A 21,696-nucleotide genomic window follows, 5' to 3' on the forward strand; every position below is an offset into this window, starting at 1 on the left:
TTCGGGTAGGGGGCAATGATGCACCTGCGCGCTCCAGCAATCCTGATATCGGCTCGCCCACACGGCGAGACGGCGGTGATTGCACGCCTGTTCACTGAAGAAAGCGGCGTCGTCGCTGGCTATGTTGCAGGGGGCAGGGGGCGCCAGCTTCGCCCGGTCGTCATACCGGGCAATCTGGTCGAGGCCGAGATCCGCGCCAAATCGGACAGCCAATTGCCCTTCGCGCGGCTGGAGCTTTCTCAAAGCCGGGGACCGTGGCTGTCCGAACCTCTGCCCGCATCCGCCATTTCATGGGTCTGCGCTTTGACCGCCAGCGTGCTTCCCGAACGCAACCCCTATCCCAGCCTCTACAATGCCCTGTCTGCCTTGCTCGATGCAGTCTGCAACGCACCGTCCGCGCGCGGCTGGGCGCCTGCATTGGCGAGCTATGAAAGCCTTTTGCTGCGTGAGCTTGGGTATGGCGGCGAAAAGCCGGAGATAGCGGGGCTTGGGCAAGCTCTGGAAATTCTCGACCGCCTGGAGCCCCAAATTGCACGCTATCTGCTTGCCGACACACGCGCTGACGTTCTAGCCGCTAGGACTGTATTGAGGCAGCGGTTGGGACGGATTGACGGATGAAAATTGCGGTATTGCCCGGAGACGGGATTGGTCCGGAAGTCACGCGCGAATCGCTCAAGGTGCTGGACGCGCTCAGCCTGCCGCAGCTCACCCTGTTCGAAGGCGATGTTGGCGGCATCGCTTACAAGCGTCACGGCCACCCATTGCCGTCGGAAACACTGGACATGGCACGAGCGGCCGATGCTGTCCTGTTTGGTGCTGTCGGCGATCCTGAATGCGACAGTCTACCGAGGCAGCACCGGCCCGAGCAGGCGATCCTTGGCCTGAGGAGCGAGCTTGGACTGTTCGCAAACCTGCGGCCCGCAGCTGGTTTCCCTGGTCTTGAAGACCTGTCTCCGCTCAAACCCGAACTCGCCCGCGGGATCGACCTGCTGGTGGTCCGCGAACTCAACGGCGATGTCTATTTCGGCGAAAAGGGCGAGCGCGAAAGTGCTGGCGGGCGCGAAGGCTGGGATGCGATGTCCTATAACGAGGCCGAGGTGGAGCGGATCGCCCACACGGCATTTCGCGCCGCTCGAAAGCGCCGCAAGAAACTGACCAGTGTGGACAAGGCCAATGTACTGGAGACCAGCCGCGTGTGGCGCGAAGTGGTGGTCCAAATCGCTGATCAATACCCTGACGTCGAACTCGACCATATGTACGTCGACAATGCCGCAATGCAGCTTGTGCGCAGCCCCGGCCAATTCGATGTGATCCTGACCGGCAATCTGTTCGGTGATATCCTGTCCGACCAGGCAAGCGCATGCGTCGGCTCAATCGGATTGCTGGCCAGTGCCAGCCTGGGAGAACGGCAGACCGACCTCGGCACTTTCGGTCTTTACGAGCCTATCCACGGAAGCGCTCCCGATATCGCCGGGCAGGGCAAGGCAAACCCGGTTGCCGCGATCCTTTCACTCGCAATGCTGCTGCGGCATTCGCTGGGACGCGAGACGGAAGCGGGCCAGATCGAACGCGCCGTGGCTAATACGCTGACCGGCGACATTCGCGGTGCAGACCTTGGCGGAACTGCAACTACCCAGGAAATCGGCGATGCGGTGATCGGGAACCTGAAAAGCATCGCTTGAGGTTTTGCGGTTTGTCGGGGATGAAACTTGCATGACCCCGGCCAATCCAACACGCCGCGATGAGGCGGCTAACCTGCCGCTGGAACTGGCGATTATCCTTCCGACGCTGAACGAGCGTGACAATCTGGCCCCCTTGGTCGAGCGTATCGAAAGCGCGCTGACAGGTGTGGGCTGGGAAGTTCTGGTGGTGGATGACAATTCGTCAGACGGCACCGCAGAAGAAGCGCGCCGGCTGGCGAAGAACGACAACCGGGTGCGTGTAATCCAGAGAATCGGGCGCCGCGGTCTGTCCAGTGCTGCGATCGAAGGTTTCTGTGCAACCGCCGCACCGTATTGCGCGGTCATGGATGCCGATCACCAGCATGATCCGAATTTGCTGATCCCGATGCTCCTGAGCGTGAAAACGGGCGAGGCCGAGGTCGCTGTAGCCAGCCGTTTTGCCGAAGGCGCCAGCACCCAGGAGTGGGACAGGCCAGATCGCGAACGGCTTTCCGGGGCGGCTAATGCCCTGGCACGCAAACTTACCGGCGTGGAATTGTCCGACCCCATGAGCGGTTACTTCCTGCTGCCCACGCGAACGGCCATGCGCCTTGTTCCCGGCCTTTCGGGTATCGGGTTCAAGATCCTGCTCGACCTTCTGGCCACTTCGGACACACCGCTGAAGGTTAAGGACTTTCCAATGCAATTCGGCGCGCGCCGGTCGGGGGAAAGCAAGCTCGACCGCGCTATTGCTCTCGATTTTCTTGCGGGACTTTATGACAAGAGCTTCGGCCGTGTCATTCCGACCCGCTTTGCACTGTTCGGCACGGTCGGGGCGCTGGGCGTGCTGGTCCACATGGCCATCCTGTATGCATTGCTAGTTTTCGTTGGCGCCAGTTTCACATGGGGTCAAACGGCGGCGACCTTTGGCGCGATGACGTTCAACTTCTGGCTGAATAATTTCCTGACTTACCGCGATCGCCGCCTGAAAACCGCAGGCAAGGTATTCTGGGGGTGGGCGAGTTTCATCGCCGCTTGTTCGATCGGGGCATTCGCCAATGTCGCGGTGGCGACTATGCTCCACGAGCGCGGCCTGTATGAAATGCTCGCGGCGCTGGTAGGCATCGCAATCGGTTCGGTATGGAATTACGCGCTGTCGAGCCGTTTCGTATGGGGCCGGTTCTAACCGTCTACCGCCACCCTTCCAGCCACGTCCAGGCCGCGAAACTGTCTGGCCGGGCAAGCGGTTCTGCGGCCAGGATCTTGTAATAGAATGCAAAGATCAGCGTGCTGGCGACCAGGGTGCCCGCCGCCATCTTGCGCCAGCCCGCCTTCCAGACGTCATCGAGTGTAAGAGCAAGTGCCACCAGCAGGAACGTACTTGGCAGAAAATAATGATAATAGAACTGCGTCGATTTGGCGGCGAACAGCCACAGCCCCAGGCTCGCGGCGTAGAGGATCACGACTGCCGTGTGCACCGGGGCACGCTGGGCCACTCCGCGAGTTGCGCACCACAGCAGTGCAGGCAGGCCAAGCAACATGGTCAGCGGATTGCCGATCAGCATGACGCCTCGCTGCGCGCCGTCGACGTTCTCGTAGAGATACCAGATGGCGCGCAGGTTCAGCACCCATTCCGGCCACGTGGATTCGTAAGGATGACTTTTCAGAACCTGTGTCTGAAGCTCGAACATCAACCGGTGGTGGGCAGCAATACCTTGTGAAATGTGGTAATTTTCGAACCAGTAGCCGGGCCAGAATGTCACGGCATAGACAACGAGGGGGACGATCCCGAGCCAGACAGAAGCTTCCAGCAGGGTGATGCCGGGCACCGGCGAACCTCGGCGCGATAGAAACAGCCGTCGCCGTCCGGCAGACCATCGCAGCACAAGGAAGCCCAGACCTGGCACAGCCGCTATCGGAATGGCATTCCACTTGCTGGCCATTGCCAGTCCCAGTGCAATACCGGTTAGCGCGAGCCGCCAGCGCCCTTCTTCAGGTTCTCGCATGGCTGCAGCCAATTGCCAGAATGCGACCGCGAGCGCTGCGACCATGAAGATGTCGAGCATCGCGATGCGCGAATGGACGAAGAGCGGGAAACCCGTGGCAATCAGGATACCGGCGGCAATGACTGCAAATCGGCTCAGCGTTCCGAACCAGACTGCACGCATGATTGCGAACAATGCAGTAGCACCTGCCAGTGACGGGAAGATGCGCCAGCCCCAGGGATTATCGCCGAAGATCGCGATCCCAAGCGCAATCATCTCTTTCCCGAAAAGCGGGTGTTCGCGGTTAGAATAACGTTCCAGCGCCAGCAATTCCCGGGCGGCTGGAATGTAATGGACCTCGTCGAAATAAGGCGCCGATGGGACGGCAAGGTTCCACACCAGCAATAGCCAGAATGCGAGCGCAAAGGCGGCGCACCAGGCCAACGGATCGCGGGGCTGCTCGGGGGTGCGGATCATCGCGGGCAGGCTTACGAAAGCCGGGCACGCGCCGCAAGCGCGATTAGGCTTCGGCGCGCTGCTCCAGCCAGAACAGGCGGGCGACCATTGCAAGCAGGCCGATGCTGGCAGTCGTGCCTACCAAGACGATCCACGGAATGACATTCATTCCCTGATCGCGTGCGCGGGGCACCACGAAGAACAAAGCCACACCGACCGAAATAAGCAGGTCCCACCAGACCTGCACGCCCCACAGGTTCTGGGTGTGGTTGAGCCAAACGGGAATTACACCCTCGGTCGCAATCGTGACCACGGTAAAGGCAGCGAAGGCTCCCGATAGCGCTGCGGCCAAACCGGCGCTGCCGATCCGCCCGTGGCTGACCGCGATATAGATGATGACCACCATTGCGGCAGCGGCACCGCTTGCAGCGAGAATTTCAAAAGGTGACATTGCCTGCTCCGATTCGGGTGTAGCGAGTGCTACACTTGTAGGCTTATGTAGCACCCGCTACAAGGACGGAATGTCAAAACAGCGATTGAGCCGTGAAACCCTGCTGCCCGCCATGGCCGCCTACGTTCTGGAGAACGGCATCACCGGGGTCAGCCTGCGTCCACTGGCGAAGGCAGCCGGGACCAGCGACCGGATGCTGATCTATCATTTCGGCAATCGCGAGGGTGTGGTCGACGCGCTCCTCGAATATCTTGCGAATCTCTTTTCCGCCGTTCTGGACAGCGCGCTTCCCAGTGAACCCGCGTCCGACCGCAAGACGACGGTTGCCCGCATCCTCCAGGTGACGTCCTCGCCCGAACTCCAACCGTTCTTTCGGCTCTGGTGGGATATTGTCGCAGCCGCAGCGGCAGGCAATGACACGTTTCGCAGCAGTGCTGCTGCGACGATGGGACAGCTGCTGGACTGGCTGGAGCAGAATATGCCCGCGCAGGATCCCGATCCCAAGGGCGGGGCGCGGCTACTTTTGACGCTGATTGAAGGATCGCAAATGCTCGGCGCAGTTGGCCGGCAGGATATTGCTGAAGCTGCGCTTGCCGCCCTCGAAGGGTGACACGCTTGCCGCCGCGCCAGCGCGTGCTATCCCGGGCGCCATGAAGAAGACTTCCGGAACCGACCGTTCAATCACATCGAAATGGCGCCCAGCCACGCAGGCTGTTCGCGGCGGCACATGGCGCAGCGAGCATGGGGAAACCAGCGAGGCGCTGTTCCTCACTTCTGGATACACCTACGACAACGCCCAGACCGTGGCCGACCGCTTCGCGGGCGAGGCGCAGGGCATGACCTATTCGCGATTGCAAAATCCAACCGTGGCCATGCTCGAAGAGCGCATCGCGCTGATGGAAGGCGCAGAGGCTTGCCGCGCACAGGCCAGCGGAATGGCGGCCATGACCACGGCGCTTTTGTGCCAGGTGTCTGCCGGCGATCACGTGGTGGGCGCACGTGCAGCATTCGGATCGTGCCGCTGGTTGCTCGATCACCTGTTGCCGCGCTTTGGAATCGAAACCACGGTAGTCGACAGTGCTGATGATGACGCATGGGAAGCGGCAATCCGCCCCAATACCAAGGTGTTCTTCTTTGAAACCCCTGCCAATCCCACCCTCGACGTGGTGGATCTGGCCCATGTCTGCAGTGTGGCCAAAGCGCACGGTATTACTACAGTGGTGGACAATGCGTTTGCCACCAGCGCCCTCCAGAAGCCGATGGATTTCGGCGCAGATGTGGTCGCCTATAGCGCGACAAAACTGATGGACGGGCAAGGCCGCGTACTGGCCGGTGCCGTTTGCGGTTCCCAGGAATGGATTGAGGAAGTCCTCCTCCCGTTCCAGCGCAATACCGGTCCGAATATCGCGCCGTTCAACGCGTGGGTCGTGCTCAAGGGGCTGGAAACGCTGGACCTCAGGGCGCGCCGTCAAAGCGAAAATGCTGTCGAACTGGGCAAGGCGATCGAGGCGCGGGTGCCGCGCATGCTGCACCCGGGCCTGCCCAGCCACCCGCGTCACGAACTCGCCGTAAGCCAGATGACTGCTACCGGTCCGATATTTGCGTTCGACGTTGGGAAGCGGGAGACGGCATTTGCCATTCTTGATGCGCTCGAACTGGTCGATATCTCGAACAATATTGGCGATGCGCGCAGCCTCATGTGCCACCCCGCCAGTACCACTCACGCAGGGATGAGCCAGGAAGACCGCGACGCGATGGGCGTGACCGAAGGATTGTTGCGGATCAACGTGGGACTGGAAGATATCGAAGACGTGAAAGAAGACCTCGAAGTGGCGCTGGGTGCGGCTGGCCTTTGAGTAGCGGGGCCGCCCTTGTCATCGGCGCTGGCGACGGCCTCGGCGGGGCCATTGCCAAGGCCTTTGCCAGAGAAGGGCTTACCGCTTGCGTCACCCGCCGTCCGCGCCATGAAGACAAGCTGGCGTCACTTGTCGCCGAGATTGAAGAGGCAGGTGGCAAAGCACGCGGTTTCGGTGTCGATGCGAGGGAAGAAGCAGACACCGTTGACCTCTTCCAGCAGGTCGAGCGTGAGGTCGGGCCGCTGGAACTCGTGGTTTTCAACATCGGCGCCAACGTCCGTTTTGGCATCCGCGAAACGACTGCGCAGGTTTACCGCAAGGTCTGGGAGATGGCCGCCTTCTCAGGCTTTCTGGCAGGCAGGGAAGCTGCCCGGCACATGGTCCCGCGCGGCCGCGGGACAATCCTGTTTACCGGGGCAACTGCCAGCATGCGCGGCGCTGCGGGATTCTCCGCCTTTTCCGGAGCCAAGCATGCGCTGCGAGCGCTGGCCCAGTCGATGGCAAGAGAGTTGGGACCACAGGGAATCCACGTCGGCCATATCGTGCTGGACGGAGCGGTCGATGGAGAATTCATCCGCGGGCTCTATCCCGATTGGCAAGAGCGGCTTGACGATGATCGCTTGCTGACGCCCGCCCATATCGCCGAGGAGTATGTTCGTTTGTGGAAGCAGCCGCGCGATGCCTGGACGCATGAACTGGATTTGCGGCCCTGGAAGGAGCAATTCTGATGACCAAAACGGTTGAATTCATCCTGGATCTCGCTGCGCCCAATGGGTATCTCGCGTGGTATCCACTCAAGGAAATCGCGGCGAAAACTGGTGCAGAACTGGTTGTAACACCCGTGTTCCTTGGCGGGATGCACAAGATGACGGGCAATTCGCCGCCCATGATGCGCGACGCCGATGTGAAGGGAAAGGTGCCTTACGCGGCGCTGGAATTTCAGCGATTTCTCGACCGGCACGAAATGGACCGTTTCAAGATCCATCCGGCGCTGCCCTTCAATTCCATCATGCTGCAACGGATACTGTGCGCAGCTGAAAACCAGGCCGAAATGCAGGCCCTGGTCGACGCGCTCCAGCCCGCGGTCTGGGAACGCAATATCGATTGCAGCGACGCCGATGCAGTGCGCAGCGTGCTGGAAGATGCAGGCTTCGATGCAGAACGCCTTCTGGCAGCGACCCAGGACCCCGACGTGAAGCAGCTGCTGGCAGATAATACCGAGCACGCGGTTGAACGCGGTGCTTTTGGCATCCCCACATTCTTCGTTGGCGATGAAATGTGGTTCGGGAAGGAACGGCTCGGCCAGATCGAAGAATATTTGGCCGGCGGCAAGCCCTGATCAGTCTCAGCTCGGCAGGTAAATCTGCTTGGTTTCCGTCAGCACAATCGGCGGAATTTCCGCAAAGGGAATGATCGGCCGAAGCGTGATCGACATGGTCATCGCGCCAGTTTCGGTATTGTTCGACGTGCCCCGGGCGAAGGTCAGAACCTGGACCGCATTCGGGTCAACTCCGACCAGCGCCGAGCGCGTCGCCGCGATCACACTGGCGTCGGTCGCGGTCGGATCGACCTTCGCCAAGCGCAGCCCTTCGCCCATTGCGTTACGCATCGAACCGTTGGCGTTTAGGACCAGGCCGAAATTGAGAATACCGATCATCATCGCAATCAACACAGGCAGTGCGATCGCGAACTCGATGGCGAAAGATCCGGTGTCGTCCCGGCGTAGCTGACGTAGCAGTTTCATCACTGGAGCCTCACGATGCTGTCACCGGTCACGGTGGTGGGGGCGTAAGGGATGGTGTTGCCATCGAACATCGCGGCCATTCCGCGCCAGTTGAACCCGGTGGAAACGGCCTGGTCGATTTCGACGCTGACGAAGCGTTTCTGGACCTGGCCGGCAGTGCATGACGAATTGAATGTGCCAATTGGCGTGCCGTCGCATTCAAGAATGAGATCCACGCGGATGTCGCTGGCCGGACGGCCGCTGGCAGTGGCAGCTTCGGTCACGAGGTAGCTCACATCTGTGCTGGTGGGCCGCTTGGCCAAGGCATAATCGGTGGTGCGCTGGGCCGCCTGCTCAAGATCGATCCGTGTCGAGACAATCACCGAAAGGTCTACCATCCCAAGGAAGATCAGCGCCATCAGCGGAGCCGCCAAGGCCAATTCGACAAAGGCAACGCCTGAGCAGTCGCGATAGAGTTTGCGCAGGAAGTGATACAGCATGGTCTTACTCCACCACCCGGATCGTGAACGCGGATGAATTGATCGTGGTCAGATCCGGATCGCAATTGTTATCGATGTTGTTGGTGCCGCCGAAGCGCACGCGCTGGGTAACAATGAGGAGACATTGGGCGGTTTGCGTGGAATCGCCATTGTAGACGAGGTCGTTGGTCGGGAAGTAAATCGCGCCCTGGAGGTTGATGTCGGACCCGCCGTTGATGGTGTTGTTGAGGTCCGATGCGATGGGATCCTGATAGAACAGGATGCTCCCGAAATTATGGGCCGGTGCGCTCGCCGCCTCGGCAGCGGTGGGGGCCCGGATGTCGATGTCCGCGCCGCCATTTATGGACAACGTGGCCACGGTTGTGGGCGTATTGCCTGTCAGGATGAAGGTTACGCCGCCCGTCCCTGCAAGGCGGATGCGGGCGTTCGAGTTGATGGTGAGGGTCCCGCCATGAATGACGTAGAGCCCGCCGTTCAGCGTAACATCGCCCTGAATACGCAACCCGTTGCGATAAACGCATGGATCCAGCTCCACTGTCTGGCTCGGTGTGATATTCATGTTGTTGAGCGAACAGGTCATGTGCGACCAATCGAGCGACCGGCTCGCGAGAGGATCTTCGACTGGCAATCCGTACGAAACCAGGGCGGCATCGCTGGGTACATTGCCGCCGCTGTAGTCGATGCCGCCCACACTCATGATCAGATCGGTGTTGAGATAGCTGGAGCCGCCAAGATCTACCGACACGCCTCCCGGTGAATTTGAAGACACAGGGCAGCCCAGATTGACCTGTGCGCCGCCGAATACGTCGACGCCGGTGCCGTCCACCGCCAGTGCGCGAACACATGGGTTGCCGACCGCAACGGCGGTCGCCACTGCACGGGTACGAATGGTTGGCGGAGTGCTGAGGAATACCGACGAGAAGGGCAGCGCCTGGCTGGTGGTCGCGATGACTTCGATGGCGCCGGCATCGCCGGACCATGCTCCGCTGGTAGGCGGCGTGTTGACGGTCTCGATCGTATGTGTGGTGTTGGCTGTGCGGCCAACCTCACTGGTGACCGCACCATTGTGATCGCGCCCGAAGGTCATCGCCATGGCCCCGGCGACTGCGCCGGTATCGACGGCTTGCTGCATTTGCCGCTTCCACAGATACCACTGCACCGTGTCCACGCTGATGCCGGCCGCACCGACCAGTACGGTGATCCCGGCCCCTGCCATCAGCAGGATATTGCCCCCGGTATCTTTCCTGAGACGCTCCAGAAATGTCCCGATACGCTTACGCATCATCGTGCCCCTCGGTCTATGCGGTTCTCGATGCTGAGGGATTATTCGAGATGTAACTAAGAGTTCGTCGCGAACCGCGGTAAACCCATCTTAACCATGCTGGGTAGTGCGGGAGTTACCAATTCACGGATTTCTGAGGCGTTCGCTTGTGATTTACTGAAAGTCCAATAGAGTAGATCGCAAGGATTTCATGAGGTTGCACTTGCGTTTCATTTCACTTGCGGCACTTTTATTGGCGGCGACTGCGGTTTCGCTTTCCGCGCAAGAACCCAGTGGTTCTCCGGAAGCCGATGTCGAAAGGTCGAGCGTATCCTCTCCGCGGGATATTCCGATTTCCGCTTTCGCAGGGAAGAGCCAATTGTCTTCGGCCCGCCTGTCGGAAAACGGTTCACGGTTCGCTTTCATCAGTTGGCAGGGCGAAAAACTGGTCCTGTCGATTCATAACTCCGATAGCCGGGACCAGCTCGCTGCCGTGGACCTTGGCACGGGCAATGAATTTCGCTGGTTCCGCTGGGCTGGCGACAACCGGGTTCTGATTTCGATAAGATCCCACGCCGCCGGGTTTCTTTTCCTGCCGATTTCGCGGCTGATGGTCTACGACATTGAAACTCAAGAAGCGCGATATATCGGCTTTGACCGGCAAGGCCTGGAGGGGGACGACATCCTCCACGTCGATCCGGCTGGCAGACATGTCATTCTGTCCGTGAGCAAGCGCGCATTCCGAAATCCGGAGGTTTGGCGCTTCCCGCTGGACGGCAGCGGTGAAGATGGCGCGGAGAGAATCCTTAAATCCCAGAAGGACGTCGATGAATGGTGGGCCGACGATCAGGGCGTCGTGCGCCTTGGGATGAGCTTCACGACCGGTGGTTCGGTGAAGATATTCTATCGTCCTGACGCCTCATCGAAATTCGAACGGGTCACGAAACTCAAGAACGATGATGAAGCAGGGCGTGATGCGTGGGACGTTATGGGTATCTACGCCGGCCGTGACAGCGGATACGCGATGGTTGATTCCGGAGATGGCCGGACAATCTTGCGGGAAATCGATTATCCTACCGGCCAGCTCGGCAGGATTGTCTGGGAAAATCCGCGCTGGGGACTCGATAGGGTCATGATGAAGCCCGGGGTTGGCCCGTTGGGTGTGACCTTTACCGATGACGAACCGCGGACCGAGTGGTTCGACCCTGCAATGAACCGCTGGCAGAAGGCGCTCGAAGCCGCACTTCCCGGTAGCCGTATCGAAATAATCGACCGGTCTGGGACGGATCGGATGCTGGTTGTTCAAAACGGCTCGTCCGACCCCGGGGCGCTTTATGTGTTCACGCCTGCCGAGGGGCGGCTTGATCTGTTTGCCAATCTGCGTCCGCAGATCGACGAAACCCAGCTCTCCGAGACGAGCGCGCACAGCATTCGTGCTCGCGATGGGGCAAGCTTTCGCGCATTCCTTACTCTACCCCAAGGGCGCGAGCCGCGGAATTTGCCAATGATCATCATGCCTCATGGCGGTCCCTACGGGATCAGGGACACGATGGTCTATGACGACTGGACCCAGCTACTCGCGAGCCGCGGATATGCCGTGCTTCGGCCAAACTACCGCGGTTCCGGCGGATATGGCGATGCTTTCGAGCAGCTTGGAGACGGGCAGATCGGCCGAGCCATGCAGGATGACCTCGGTGATGCAATGGATTGGGCTGTGGGCGAGGGTTATGCGGATCCGTCACGCATTTGCCTCTATGGGGCGAGCTATGGCGGTTACGCGTCGATGTGGGGCGTGATCCGCAATCCCGAGCGGTGGCGCTGCGGAGCGAGCTTCGCCGGGGTTACCGACTGGGAAGACTTGCTCAAATACGACCGGGAATACTTCGGTCGCCATCTCATGGGCAGGCGGGATTACAAGGAGTGGGTGCCGCGGATCACCGGTGACGAGGAATTTGACCTTTCCACCATTTCGGTGACTGACCAGATCAGCCGGCTCCAGCGTCCGCTGTTCGTAGCGCACGGCACGAGTGATCGGCGCGTCCCGATTTCGCAGTTCGAAGACCTTGTGAGCGAAGCCGTGAAAACCGGCGCCGCGATCGAAACTCTCGAACTCGACGATAATCACAACCTGCTCAAGGAGGAGGAAGAATTGAAGTTCCTCGAGGCGCTGGTTGCTTTTCTCGAGAAGCACAATCCTCCCTTCGCGGAGTGAAAATCGGAGGATAACCGTCCATTTCTGGCATCACAGGGCTTGTCGTGGACGGCTGAATTCCTACTTTATAAGCTGTGATCAAGGAGCTATTTCAGCACGCAGCCACGACCGACGGTATCACCGTCCGGGTCGCCGTGAATTTTCTGCCAGAACAGTCCCAGCCAGAGGCTGACAAGTGGTTCTGGGTCTATCACATCCGGCTTGAAAACGGCTCGCACGAAAGCGTTCAGCTCAAGACACGCCATTGGCGGATTACCGACGCGCGCGGCACAGTCGCTCATGTGGACGGTGAAGGTGTGGTTGGCGAACAGCCACTACTCGCGCCGGGCGCAAGCCATGACTATGTGTCGGGTTGCCCGCTCGAAACGCCTTTCGGTTCGATGGAGGGATTTTATACTTTCCACCGCGAAGATGGCTCGCCCTTCGAGGTTCGTATTCCCTTCTTCCCGCTGGCAGCACCCGCAACCGCGAACTAATCTTCGTCTTCGTCGAAGTCGTTCTCGAATTTGAATTCGCCGATCTTGATCTTCGGTTTGCGTTCCAGCCATTGGGCCAGCAAGTCCAGATCGTTCGTCAGCGGCAATGTTGCCAGGGCTGACCGGGCTTCGTCCAGATACAGGACTAGCGACTTTTTCTTCAGGCGCAGCCTGCTCGATGCGAGCGCGATGCGGGCACCGGCCCCGAGCCTTCGGGCAAGCCGGAACCCAAGGCCCCAGGTTATCCCTTCGCGCAGATCATCATCACTTGCCAGAACCCGAAGTTTCGCGGGCAGGGCGGTTCGGCCCAGGCTGCCGAAAAGTGCCGCGCACAGCATCGCGCGGTCGCGAGCATCACAATCGATCCACCGCTTGTCGAGCGCCCATTCCGTCGCATGATTGACCCGCAGGTTGGGCTCTACGCGTTGGAGCGCAAGGGCCAGCTGAGCAGCGGCAAGGCGGAGGCGTTCGTTTCGCTTGCCCTGACCATTCGCCAGATCGACGGTCCAGCCGACAATCCGTGTCGCATCGACCACCGGTGCATCGCGCGGTTCTGCGAAAGCATGCACCCCGGCCAGCAATGGGTCGAGTGAGCGCGTGAGGTCGGGAAGTTGAGAGAACAGCAATCCCTCGCGGATACCCCAGCTCGAGAAAACAAGGCATTGCGGCGTAAGTTCGTCCAGCAGTGCCTGCAACAGCGCCGCAGCATCGGGCAAATAGCCTGCGCGCATTTCGCTGATGCCCGAAATCCCCATGAGGTCTTCCGGCTTTGTGTCCACCAGCTTTCCAGCCAGTTGCCGTGCTTCTTCTACCGACAGGCTGAAGCCATGCGGATCGGTTAGCGGGTAATCGCTATCGCCCATCGCGTAGTGGGCCAGCGCGCGCCATGTGCCGCCAATCATGTAAAGCGGGCCGCCGTGTCCTGAAGCCCATCCGGCACCCGACAAGGCTTCGTGAACCATGCTTGAAAATTTGCCCTTGGCGGCGCGCTGTGCCGGAAGGCGCAGTGTGCCGAACGGCAAGCTGACGGCATCCTGGCAATCACCATCGCCAATCGAAACAAGTTCGAGCGAACCGCCACCAAGGTCTGCAATCATTCCTCGTGCGCCGGGGAATGCGCCGATGGCGCCAAAGGCAGAGGCGCAGGCTTCTTCTTCGCCGGAAAGTAATCGCGGCGAAAGACCTAGCCTGGCAACCTTGTCGAGGAATTCCTGACCGTTCTCGGCGTCGCGTGCGGCAGCGGTTGCAACCGTCTGCACATTATCGATGCCGCGGTCCTGGATAATTACCGCATAGCGCGCGAGAGCGGCCAAGGCCTCTTCCATAGCCTCCTCAGGAATGCGTCCGGTCTCGGAGAGGTCACGGCCCAGCCGCGCGGCGACTTTTTCGTTCCAGACGGTTTCCGGCGCTCTGGCGGTGCCTTCGTAAATGACCAGCCGGACCGTGTTCGAGCCAATGTCGATGACTGCCCGCGGCGGATGGATCAGGCGGCGTTGCCATTTAGCGCTGCGGCCTTTTGCTGAAGTCATTCCTTCGCTCCGGCTAATGTCAGACGCGGCACGTCATGCGTTTCCAGGGCCGAACCGCGGCCCGACAGCGATGGATTGGACATGAAGTATTCGTGGCAATTGAAGCCGTCTTCACCCTTGCGCATTCGTTCGTACTGACCATCCGCACCAAGCCGCCAGCTTTGTTCTGTGTCGAGGATATTGGCGAGCATCACCTGTCCGAGTAGCTGGTCGTGCACTGTCTTGTTGGTGACCGGAACCAGCACTTCGACGCGCCGGTCGAGGTTGCGGCTCATCGCGTCGGCACTGGTAAGGAAAACCTTGGCCTGCCTGCTCGGAAGGGTCTTGCCGTTGGCAAAGGCCCACATGCGGCCATGCTCCAGAAACCGGCCGATGACCGATTTGACGCTGATGTTCTCGCTGAGGCCGGGCACGCCGGGACGCAGGGAGCATATACCGCGGACGACCATCCTCACTTCGACCCCCGCCTGGCTGGCTTCGTAAAGCTTGTCGATCATCGCGCGATTGGTGACGGAGTTCATTTTCACCCAGATACCGGAAGGTTCGCCAGCCTTGGCATTTGCGATCTCTGCATCAATCAAATCGTATAACCGCTCGCGCATTCCTACGGGCGAGATTGCGATCTTTTCCAGATGGCCGGGTTCGATATAGCCGGTGATGAAGTTGAACATCTTTGCCGCGTCGCGCCCGAGCGCGGCATTGGCGGTGAAGTAGCTCAGGTCGGTGTATATCCGCGCGTTGACCGGGTGGTAATTGCCTGTCCCGAAGTGGCAATAGGTCCGGTATCCGTCTTCTTCCCGCCTCACGACGAGGCTGACTTTCGCGTGGGTTTTCCACTCCGTGAAACCGTAGATGACCTGCACACCGGCACGTTCAAGCTCGTTGGCCCAACGGATGTTGCGCTCTTCATCGAAGCGGGCTTTCAATTCCACGACTGCAGTAACCGCTTTGCCGTTCTGCGCAGCCTCGACCAGGGCGGCGATCACAGGTGACTGGTCGCCCGCGCGATAAAGGGTCTGCTTGATCGAGACGACGTGCGGATCGATCGCTGCCTGGTGCAGGAAATCGACCACCACCTCGAAACTTTCGTAGGGGTGCTGGATGACGATATCCTTCTCGCGGATGGCGGAGAAGCAATCTCCGTCATGTGCAAGAATGCGTTCGGGGTAGCGCGGCGAGAATGGCGAAAACTTGAGATCAGGTCGCGGTTCTTCGCAGATAGCATCGAGGTCATGAAGTCCCAGCATCCCGCCGGTTTTCACGATCATTGCCGCATCGACATCGAACTGTTCGCGCAGCAGCGCTTCTGCCGACGCGTCGCATTCGTCATCAAGTTCGAGCATCACGGCGCGGCCCCGGCGGCGGCGCTGGATTGCGGTGCGGAAGTAACGCACCAGATCTTCAGCCTCGTCCTCCACTTCGATGTCGCTGTCGCGCAGGACGCGAAAAATTCCGTCGCCCAGGATTTTGAAGCCCGGGAACAGTGTGCTCGCAAACTGAGTGATCAACTGCTCGATCGGCACGTATATCGCCTTGTCGCCCGGCAGGCGGACGAAGCGCGGAGCGCCGCTGGGGATCAATACCATCTCGACCAGCTCGCCCTTGCGCTTGGCGCGTTTGAGGCGGAATAGCAGGCCCATTCCGCCGCTGGCGACGAAGGGGAAAGGGTGGGACGGATCGATTGCCTGAGGGGTGATAAGCGGGAGAATATCCGTTTTGAAATACTCTTCCAGCCAGGCCTGGTCGGACTTTTCCAGATTGCCGACAGGCGAGATTTCGATGCCTTCCTCGATCAGCAGTTTGCACAGGTTTTCAAGACTGTCTTGCTGCCTGTCTTCGAGCTTGAGAACTTGTTCGCGAATGGCGTCCAGCTGCTGGCGCGGGCTGAGCCCGTCAATGCCGGGCGTCTCGATGCCGCGCTGGACCTGTCCTTCGAGGCCGGCAATGCGAACAGTAGTGAATTCATCGAGATTGCTGGCCGAAATCGACAGAAAGCGCAGCCGCTCCAGCAGCGGATAACGTTCGTTCTCACTCTCCGCCAAAACGCGCCGGTTGAAGCTTAGCCAGGACAATTCGCGGTTGGTGTAGCGGTCCTCCAACGCCAGCGGCTCCACCGGTGCACCGGGATGGGAATCGCCAGTTTCGGTGTCGTCACCGGAACTCGGAGAATTGCCTAAGGTCACTCAGTATCCTTTGTTGGCTTCACCCCCAAAGTAGGGGGCGTGCAGAATATTGGAAAGCCATTGTGTGCATTTCCGAAAGCGGAGGATGCAGGGCAATTGTTACAATTGGGCGTAGAGCCGCGCCAAATCATCCCAGAGGTCGGGGCTGGCGGCACCGAGCAGGCCGGTACGGCCATGTTCGTCCACCCGGTATTCGGACCCGTCCGGGCGCGCAATCCTGCCGCCGGCTTCTTGCAGGAACAGTGCCCCTGCGGCGTGATCCCAAGCCAATGTGCGTTCGAAAAAGGACACATCGTTCTGCCCCAGCACAAGGCGCGGATATTGCTCGGCTGCGCAGCGCGGAATGTCCACGGTCCGGTAATGGGTCGAAATATGCCGTTCGACTGATTTTCGCCGCTCCGGGTCGAGGAAGATCAGCGAAATCGCAGCAACAGGTAACGGCTCACCCGTAGTCTTTGCGGCGATGCGCTCGCCATTTACGAACGCTCCGCCGGAACGGTGCGCGCTGCAGAAGCGGCCGGAAAGGCAGTCATATATCCACCCGGACTGCGCCAAACCGCCGCTGGCCTGGGCGAGCAGGATGCCGAAGGGCGGCTTCGCATGAGCGAAATTGTGCGTGCCGTCGATGGGGTCGATAATCCAGCAATCGCCGGAAAGATGATCGAGGACAGCCTCATCACTATGGGCCGCTTCTTCTCCGACCATGGCGAGCGAGGAATCGATCCGGGCCAAGCCTTCGGCCAGCATGTCCTCGGCCTCTCGGTCGGCAATCGTTACCAGGTCATCGTGCGCTTTCTCGATGATCTCTCCGCTGGCAAGATTGCGATAGCGCGGCAGGATAACCTGCTGGCTAACACGCTGCATCAGCGCCAGTATTTCCGCGTCGAGTGCGTTCAAGACCGGTAATCCGCGTTGATCGAGATGTAGCCATGCGTGAGATCGCAGGTCCATACCGTGGCGCGGCCATCGCCAATGCCCAGATCGACATCGATGCGGATCTCCTGCCCCTCGAGATGGCGCGCGACCGGTGCCTCGTCATAATCTGCCAGAGGCTGACCGTCCCTGGCTGCCCAGACCCCGCCAAATCCGATAGAAAGCTTGTCCCGGTCTGCTGGCTCGCCTGCCTTGCCCACCGCCATGACCACGCGGCCCCAATTCGCATCACCGCCAGCGATCGCCGTTTTGACCAGGGGAGAATTGGCAATCGACATGCCAACGCGCTGTGCGCTGGCGTTGTTGTCGGCACCCGTAACCGCGATCTCGATAAACTTCTGTGCGCCTTCGCCGTCCCGCACGACAAGCTGCGCAAGTTCGCGGCAGACCGCGAGGAGTGCGGCATAAAAGGCATCCGCACCCGCATCGTCCCATGAGGCAATCGGAGGATTGCCAGCCTTGCCTGTTGCGAATGCTAGGACGGTATCGCTGGTCGAAGTGTCGCCATCCACAGTGATACAGGAGAACGTCTGTGCATTCGCCTTGGCCAGCATTTCCTGCAGGAATGCGGCTTCGACTGCTGCATCGGTGAAGATGTATCCCAGCATGGTCGCCATATCGGGTGCGATCATGCCGCTGCCCTTGATGAACCCGCATAGCTCGGCGCGCTTGTCGCCCAGCATCGCCGCTGCATGAGCGCCCTTGGTGAAAGTATCCGTCGTGCCAATGGCGCTGGCCGCTTCATCCCAGCTGCAAGGCTGTGCTTCCAGAACGGCAGCTACGCCGTCGCGTGCCTTGTCCTTGGGGAGGGGCACTCCGATAACCCCGGTCGAAGAGACGAGCACTTCGCTAGGCTCGCAGCCAAGCGCGGTGGCCACCTGTGCCATGATTTGCTCGACCGCTTCGCGCCCTCGGAAGCCGGTGAAGGCATTGGAATTGCCTGCATTGACGATCAACGCCCTGGCACTGCCCAGTTTGACCTGCTCGCGGCCCAGTTCGACTTCGCTGGATGCGCAGGCGCTAGTCGTGAAAACTCCGGCCACCGTAGTACCCGGTGCCAGTTCGGCATAGGTGAGGTCGGCGCGGTCCCATGTTTTGTAGTGCGCCCGTGCGACGCGCAAGATTGCGCCGTCGATGGGGGGCATTTCCGGAAACGGGCGGGCAAGCGGTGAAGGGGCAATGTCCATGGTTTCCCGCTATAGCGCGCAGTCTTGCTGTGCAATATGCCCACAGTGGAAGAAAATTTGGCAGCATGACTTTAAACTATTCTCGAGTTGCGCTACCTAACTGGCCAGATGCTTAGACAAGTCCTTGCCTTCCTTGCACTCCTGACTGGCCTTACGGCCGTTGGCGTGCCTGCGCAGGCGTATGACAACAATGTCCGCATCGGTGTGGAACAGCGTGCCGATCCCGACGATGCGAAGGACGCGCAGAACGCTTGTGAAGACAAGCAGCGCAAGCAGAAGTCCCGCACGGACAAGATGACCCCCTGCAAGAAACAGCAGCCGGTCACGATCTACATCCCCACCGTCATGTTCGGTCCAGACCGCGCTTTCGAATAGCGCCCGTCTGAAATAACCAGTTTCCTGCCCGGCACCATCGTTGTGCGCGGGCATTTTTCCATACATCGGCGTTCTTCAATGCACGCCTAGAGTCTATCCAGACAGGCTCCCCTGTTTACTCGTATTCGAGGCAATCAACCCATCATGTTCAAGACTGTCGCCAAGTCGCTTTTCGGCTCATCCAACGATCGTTACGTCAAGTCGATCGGCAAAATCGTCAATGAAGTCAATGCGCTGGAGCCGCAAATTAAGGACCTTTCGGATGATGAACTGAGGGCGCAGACTGACAAGTTTCGCGCCATGCTCCAGGATGGCAGCACTCTGGACGATATCCTGCCCGAAGCATTTGCCACCGTACGCGAAGCGTCGGTCCGGGTTCTCGGGATGCGGCATTTCGATGTGCAGATGGTCGGGGGCGTTGTCCTCCATCGCGGCGAGATCGCCGAAATGCGCACCGGCGAAGGCAAGACGCTGGTTGCGACACTGGCAACCTATCTCAACGCTATCGAGGGCAAGGGTGTCCACGTAATCACCGTCAACGATTACCTCGCCAGCCGCGATGCCGAGTGGATGGGGCGTCTCCACCAGTTCCTGGGCCTGACCATTGGCGTGATCGTGCCGAACCTGAGCGAGATGGAACGCCGCGATGCCTATGGCGCCGACATCACTTACGGTACGAACAACGAATTCGGTTTCGATTACCTGCGTGACAACATGAAGCACGAGCGCGGCCAGATGGTGCAGCGTCCGTTCAATTTCGCGGTAATCGACGAAGTCGATTCCATCCTCATCGACGAAGCGCGGACCCCGCTGATCATTTCCGGTCCGACCGAAGACAAGTCGGACCTTTATGCCTCGATCGACGCGATCGTGAAGGATCTCGACGCGGAATGGTATGATGCCGACGAGAAAACCAAGAACATCACTTGGACTGAAGAGGGCACTGACGCGATCGAGGAAAAGCTGAAGCAAGCCGGCCTCCTCGAGACCGACAACCTCTACGATGTCGAGAACACGCAGGTCGTCCATCATCTTGACCAGGCTCTCAAGGCCAACATCATGTTCAAGAAGGATACGGACTACATCGTGAAGGACGAAAAAGTCGTCATCATCGATGAGTTTACCGGGCGCATGATGGACGGACGCCGCTGGTCCAACGGTCTGCATCAGGCAGTCGAAGCCAAGGAAGGCGTGAAGATCGAGCCGGAGAACCAGACGCTGGCCTCGATCACTTTCCAGAACTATTTCCGCATGTATCCCAAATTGTCCGGCATGACCGGTACAGCGGCCACGGAAGCGGCAGAATTCTGGGACATCTACAAGATGAACGTGGTCGAGATCCCGACCAATGTTCCCGTCGAACGCATCGACGAAGACGATGAATTCTACAAGAACACGCTCGACAAGTTTGCCGCCATCGCCAAGGCGATCAAGGAGAAGCACGACAACGGCCAGCCGGTGCTGGTCGGTACGGTCTCGATCGAAAAGTCGGAACTCTTGAGCCAGTTCCTCGAAAAGGAAGGCGTTGTCCACGAAGTGCTCAACGCGCGCCAGCACGAGCGTGAAGCGCACATCGTGGCGCAGGCAGGCCGTCCCGGTGCAGTCACCATCGCCACAAACATGGCGGGCCGGGGTACTGACATCCAGTTGGGCGGCAACGTCGAATTCCGCGTCGAAGAAGAACTCGCCGAGATGCCCGAAGGGCCAGAGCGTGACGCTGCTATCGCCAGGATCAAGGAAGAGGTCGCCGAAGAGCGCAAGAAAGTGCTCGAATCTGGCGGCCTGTTCGTACTTGGTACCGAGCGCCACGAAAGCCGCCGGATCGATAACCAGCTGCGCGGCCGCGCCGGCCGTCAGGGTGACCCGGGCCTGTCGCGCTTCTACCTCTGTCTCGAAGACGATCTTCTCCGCATCTTCGGCCCCGACACGCTGTTCTCACGCATGATGAACTCGAACCTGGAAGACGGTGAAGCCATCGGCTCCAAGTGGCTGTCAAAAGCCATCGAGACCGCCCAGAAGAAGGTCGAGGCGCGCAACTACGAAATCCGCAAACAGGTCGTCCAATACGATGACGTGATGAACGACCAGCGCAAGGTCATCTACGAACAGCGCTCGGAAATCATGGATAGCGAGGCCGTGGACGATGTGGTCGTCGATATGCGCCATGACGCCATCAATGCCATCGTCTCCGAACATTGCCCGCCGGGATCCTACCCCGAACAATGGGACATCGAAGGACTGAAGACGCGCCTCGACGAAACCTTCGGCATGACGTTCCCCTATGAGGAATGGCTGCAGGAAGACCAGATCGAGCCTGAACTGATCGAAGAACGGATCGTCGCCGAGGCCGACGCCCGTATGGAGCAGAAGATCGCCAAGGCTGACGCTGGCCTATGGCGCCGTATCGAGAAGAGCCTGCTGCTGCAGGAACTCGACCACCAGTGGAAGGAACACCTCTCCACCCTCGATGCGTTGCGTCAGGTGGTATGGCTCCGCGCCCATGCGCAGAAGCAGCCGATCAACGAATACAAGCAGGAGGCATTCGCCTTGTTCGAACGCATGCTCGAAGGTCTGCGCGTGGACGTGACCGCCAAGCTGCTGCGTATCGAATTGGCAGAACCCGCTCCGCTGCCCAAAGTCGAACTTCCGGAACTGCCGGACTTCCTGACCGGCCATATCGATCCACTTACCGGCATCGATAATTCCGACGACGGTGACGGTTCGGCGGAGCGAGCAGAACTTTTCGGATCGCTCGCGGGTAGCCCCCGCGCGGCCGCTAGTCCGGGCGGGGCGGGTGCGGGCGAAAACCCGTTTGCCGGCATGGAAATCAGCCGTAATGCGCCGTGTCCGTGCGGTTCAGGCAGTAAATACAAGCACTGCCACGGCTCGGTCAGCGCCAAGGCCTGAT

General features: G+C 59.9%; 20 protein-coding genes. 11 read left to right on the top strand and 9 right to left on the bottom strand.

The genetic code is table 11. From position 1 onward, the window contains the following. The first annotated feature begins 18 nt into the window (after positions 1-18). The 3 genes from recO to K3166_RS04330 are packed head-to-tail and all read left to right on the top strand — an operon-like array spanning position 19 to position 2,847. Positions 19-618 (top strand): DNA repair protein RecO, encoded by a 600-nt coding sequence (recO, locus tag K3166_RS04320; protein ID WP_221423959.1) that lies wholly within the window; start codon positions 19-21, stop codon positions 616-618. Beyond that, a complete protein-coding gene (gene leuB, locus K3166_RS04325; protein WP_221423456.1) occupies positions 615-1,682 on the top strand; it encodes a 3-isopropylmalate dehydrogenase in 1,068 nt (355 codons plus the stop codon). Before recO ends, leuB begins: the two co-directional genes overlap by 4 nt. 31 nt (positions 1,683-1,713) lie before the next feature. After that, positions 1,714-2,847, top strand: coding sequence for a glycosyltransferase (locus K3166_RS04330; protein ID WP_221423457.1), 1,134 nt, complete (start codon positions 1,714-1,716; stop codon positions 2,845-2,847). A gap of 4 nt (positions 2,848-2,851) precedes the next feature. On the opposite strand, the gene K3166_RS04335 is transcribed toward K3166_RS04330, so the two are convergent. Further along, positions 2,852-4,123: a phospholipid carrier-dependent glycosyltransferase gene (locus tag K3166_RS04335; protein WP_221423458.1), complete on the bottom strand. Its 1,272-nt coding sequence runs from the start codon at positions 4,121-4,123 to the stop codon at positions 2,852-2,854. 43 nt (positions 4,124-4,166) lie between these two features. Then, positions 4,167-4,553: a hypothetical protein gene (locus K3166_RS04340; RefSeq protein WP_221423459.1), complete on the bottom strand. Its 387-nt coding sequence runs from the start codon at positions 4,551-4,553 to the stop codon at positions 4,167-4,169. A gap of 85 nt (positions 4,554-4,638) precedes the next feature. On the opposite strand from K3166_RS04340, the gene K3166_RS04345 reads away from it, so the two are divergent. Genes K3166_RS04345 through K3166_RS04360 form a run of 4 tightly spaced genes read left to right on the top strand, consistent with a single transcriptional unit; the run spans position 4,639 to position 7,748 of the window. Then, positions 4,639-5,163: a TetR/AcrR family transcriptional regulator gene (locus K3166_RS04345; RefSeq protein ID WP_221423460.1), complete on the top strand. Its 525-nt coding sequence runs from the start codon at positions 4,639-4,641 to the stop codon at positions 5,161-5,163. Between the two features lie 40 nt (positions 5,164-5,203). After that, complete coding sequence (locus tag K3166_RS04350; protein WP_221423461.1) at positions 5,204-6,409, top strand: trans-sulfuration enzyme family protein; 1,206 nt, start codon at positions 5,204-5,206, stop codon at positions 6,407-6,409. Continuing rightward, positions 6,406-7,137 carry an SDR family NAD(P)-dependent oxidoreductase gene (locus tag K3166_RS04355; protein WP_221423462.1) on the top strand — a complete coding sequence of 244 codons (732 nt, stop codon included), beginning with the start codon at positions 6,406-6,408 and terminating at the stop codon, positions 7,135-7,137. The genes K3166_RS04350 and K3166_RS04355 overlap by 4 nt, the downstream gene beginning before the upstream one ends. Beyond that, complete coding sequence (locus K3166_RS04360) at positions 7,137-7,748, top strand: 2-hydroxychromene-2-carboxylate isomerase (protein WP_221423463.1); 612 nt, start codon at positions 7,137-7,139, stop codon at positions 7,746-7,748. The genes K3166_RS04355 and K3166_RS04360 overlap by 1 nt, the downstream gene beginning before the upstream one ends. Positions 7,749-7,754: 6 nt before the next feature. Here K3166_RS04360 and K3166_RS04365 read toward each other — a convergent pair whose 3' ends face one another. From K3166_RS04365 to K3166_RS04375, 3 genes are read right to left on the bottom strand one after another with little or no spacing between them, the layout of a single operon-like run. Beyond that, a complete protein-coding gene (locus K3166_RS04365; protein ID WP_221423464.1) occupies positions 7,755-8,153 on the bottom strand; it encodes a TadE/TadG family type IV pilus assembly protein in 399 nt (132 codons plus the stop codon). Beyond that, a complete protein-coding gene (locus tag K3166_RS04370) occupies positions 8,153-8,632 on the bottom strand; it encodes a TadE/TadG family type IV pilus assembly protein (RefSeq protein ID WP_221423465.1) in 480 nt (159 codons plus the stop codon). The genes K3166_RS04365 and K3166_RS04370 overlap by 1 nt, the downstream gene beginning before the upstream one ends. A 4-nt stretch (positions 8,633-8,636) precedes the next feature. Continuing rightward, positions 8,637-9,917 (bottom strand): TadE/TadG family type IV pilus assembly protein, encoded by a 1,281-nt coding sequence (locus K3166_RS04375; RefSeq protein ID WP_221423466.1) that lies wholly within the window; start codon positions 9,915-9,917, stop codon positions 8,637-8,639. A gap of 187 nt (positions 9,918-10,104) precedes the next feature. Between K3166_RS04375 and K3166_RS04380 the strand changes: the two genes are divergently transcribed. Together K3166_RS04380 and apaG are read left to right on the top strand one after the other, a co-directional pair. Next, the gene (locus K3166_RS04380; RefSeq protein ID WP_221423467.1) at positions 10,105-12,105 is read left to right on the top strand and encodes an alpha/beta hydrolase family protein; all 2,001 of its coding nucleotides are present in this window, start codon (positions 10,105-10,107) and stop codon (positions 12,103-12,105) included. Positions 12,106-12,182: 77 nt separating this feature from the next. Next, positions 12,183-12,581, top strand: coding sequence for a Co2+/Mg2+ efflux protein ApaG (gene apaG, locus K3166_RS04385; protein WP_221423960.1), 399 nt, complete (start codon positions 12,183-12,185; stop codon positions 12,579-12,581). Here the strand turns inward: apaG and K3166_RS04390 are convergent. The 4 genes from K3166_RS04390 to argJ all read right to left on the bottom strand — a co-directional run bounded on the left by K3166_RS04390 (position 12,578) and on the right by argJ (position 18,413). Beyond that, complete coding sequence (locus K3166_RS04390) at positions 12,578-14,110, bottom strand: Ppx/GppA phosphatase family protein (RefSeq protein ID WP_221423468.1); 1,533 nt, start codon at positions 14,108-14,110, stop codon at positions 12,578-12,580. The two genes, apaG and K3166_RS04390, sit on opposite strands and share 4 nt — an antisense overlap. Further along, positions 14,107-16,293, bottom strand: a complete 2,187-nt coding sequence (locus K3166_RS04395; RefSeq protein ID WP_221423469.1) for an RNA degradosome polyphosphate kinase — start codon at positions 16,291-16,293, stop codon at positions 14,107-14,109. Before K3166_RS04395 ends, K3166_RS04390 begins: the two co-directional genes overlap by 4 nt. 99 nt (positions 16,294-16,392) lie before the next feature. Then, entirely contained in the window at positions 16,393-17,157 is a 765-nt protein-coding gene (locus K3166_RS04400; RefSeq protein ID WP_247714776.1) for an inositol monophosphatase family protein, read from the bottom strand. A 29-nt stretch (positions 17,158-17,186) separates the two neighbouring features. Next, the gene (argJ, locus tag K3166_RS04405) at positions 17,187-18,413 is read right to left on the bottom strand and encodes a bifunctional glutamate N-acetyltransferase/amino-acid acetyltransferase ArgJ (RefSeq protein ID WP_221423471.1); all 1,227 of its coding nucleotides are present in this window, start codon (positions 18,411-18,413) and stop codon (positions 17,187-17,189) included. Between the two features lie 108 nt (positions 18,414-18,521). Here argJ and K3166_RS04410 point away from each other — a divergent pair, with 108 nt between their 5' ends. Then, positions 18,522-18,788 carry a hypothetical protein gene (locus tag K3166_RS04410; RefSeq protein WP_221423472.1) on the top strand — a complete coding sequence of 89 codons (267 nt, stop codon included), beginning with the start codon at positions 18,522-18,524 and terminating at the stop codon, positions 18,786-18,788. Between the two features lie 144 nt (positions 18,789-18,932). Then, positions 18,933-21,695 carry a preprotein translocase subunit SecA gene (gene secA / locus K3166_RS04415; RefSeq protein WP_221423473.1) on the top strand — a complete coding sequence of 921 codons (2,763 nt, stop codon included), beginning with the start codon at positions 18,933-18,935 and terminating at the stop codon, positions 21,693-21,695. Position 21,696: the final 1 nt, after the last annotated feature.

Source organism: Qipengyuania psychrotolerans, assembly GCF_019711355.1.
Taxonomy (GTDB): domain Bacteria; phylum Pseudomonadota; class Alphaproteobacteria; order Sphingomonadales; family Sphingomonadaceae; genus Qipengyuania; species Qipengyuania psychrotolerans.

What these genes read in the sequence shown, in the direction of transcription:
- recO (WP_221423959.1), top strand. Translation starts at nt 19, where the DNA reads ATGCACCTGCGCGCTCCAGCAATCCTGATATCGGCTCGCCCACACGGC.
- leuB (WP_221423456.1), top strand. Translation starts at nt 615, where the DNA reads ATGAAAATTGCGGTATTGCCCGGAGACGGGATTGGTCCGGAAGTCACG.
- K3166_RS04330 (WP_221423457.1), top strand. Translation starts at nt 1,714, where the DNA reads ATGACCCCGGCCAATCCAACACGCCGCGATGAGGCGGCTAACCTGCCG.
- K3166_RS04335 (WP_221423458.1), bottom strand. Translation starts at nt 4,123, where the DNA reads ATGATCCGCACCCCCGAGCAGCCCCGCGATCCGTTGGCCTGGTGCGCC.
- K3166_RS04340 (WP_221423459.1), bottom strand. Translation starts at nt 4,553, where the DNA reads ATGTCACCTTTTGAAATTCTCGCTGCAAGCGGTGCCGCTGCCGCAATG.
- K3166_RS04350 (WP_221423461.1), top strand. Translation starts at nt 5,204, where the DNA reads ATGAAGAAGACTTCCGGAACCGACCGTTCAATCACATCGAAATGGCGC.
- K3166_RS04360 (WP_221423463.1), top strand. Translation starts at nt 7,137, where the DNA reads ATGACCAAAACGGTTGAATTCATCCTGGATCTCGCTGCGCCCAATGGG.
- K3166_RS04365 (WP_221423464.1), bottom strand. Translation starts at nt 8,153, where the DNA reads ATGAAACTGCTACGTCAGCTACGCCGGGACGACACCGGATCTTTCGCC.
- K3166_RS04370 (WP_221423465.1), bottom strand. Translation starts at nt 8,632, where the DNA reads ATGCTGTATCACTTCCTGCGCAAACTCTATCGCGACTGCTCAGGCGTT.
- K3166_RS04375 (WP_221423466.1), bottom strand. Translation starts at nt 9,917, where the DNA reads ATGATGCGTAAGCGTATCGGGACATTTCTGGAGCGTCTCAGGAAAGAT.
- K3166_RS04380 (WP_221423467.1), top strand. Translation starts at nt 10,105, where the DNA reads ATGAGGTTGCACTTGCGTTTCATTTCACTTGCGGCACTTTTATTGGCG.
- K3166_RS04390 (WP_221423468.1), bottom strand. Translation starts at nt 14,110, where the DNA reads ATGACTTCAGCAAAAGGCCGCAGCGCTAAATGGCAACGCCGCCTGATC.
- K3166_RS04400 (WP_247714776.1), bottom strand. Translation starts at nt 17,157, where the DNA reads ATGCAGCGTGTTAGCCAGCAGGTTATCCTGCCGCGCTATCGCAATCTT.
- argJ (WP_221423471.1), bottom strand. Translation starts at nt 18,413, where the DNA reads ATGGACATTGCCCCTTCACCGCTTGCCCGCCCGTTTCCGGAAATGCCC.
- K3166_RS04410 (WP_221423472.1), top strand. Translation starts at nt 18,522, where the DNA reads ATGCTTAGACAAGTCCTTGCCTTCCTTGCACTCCTGACTGGCCTTACG.
- secA (WP_221423473.1), top strand. Translation starts at nt 18,933, where the DNA reads ATGTTCAAGACTGTCGCCAAGTCGCTTTTCGGCTCATCCAACGATCGT.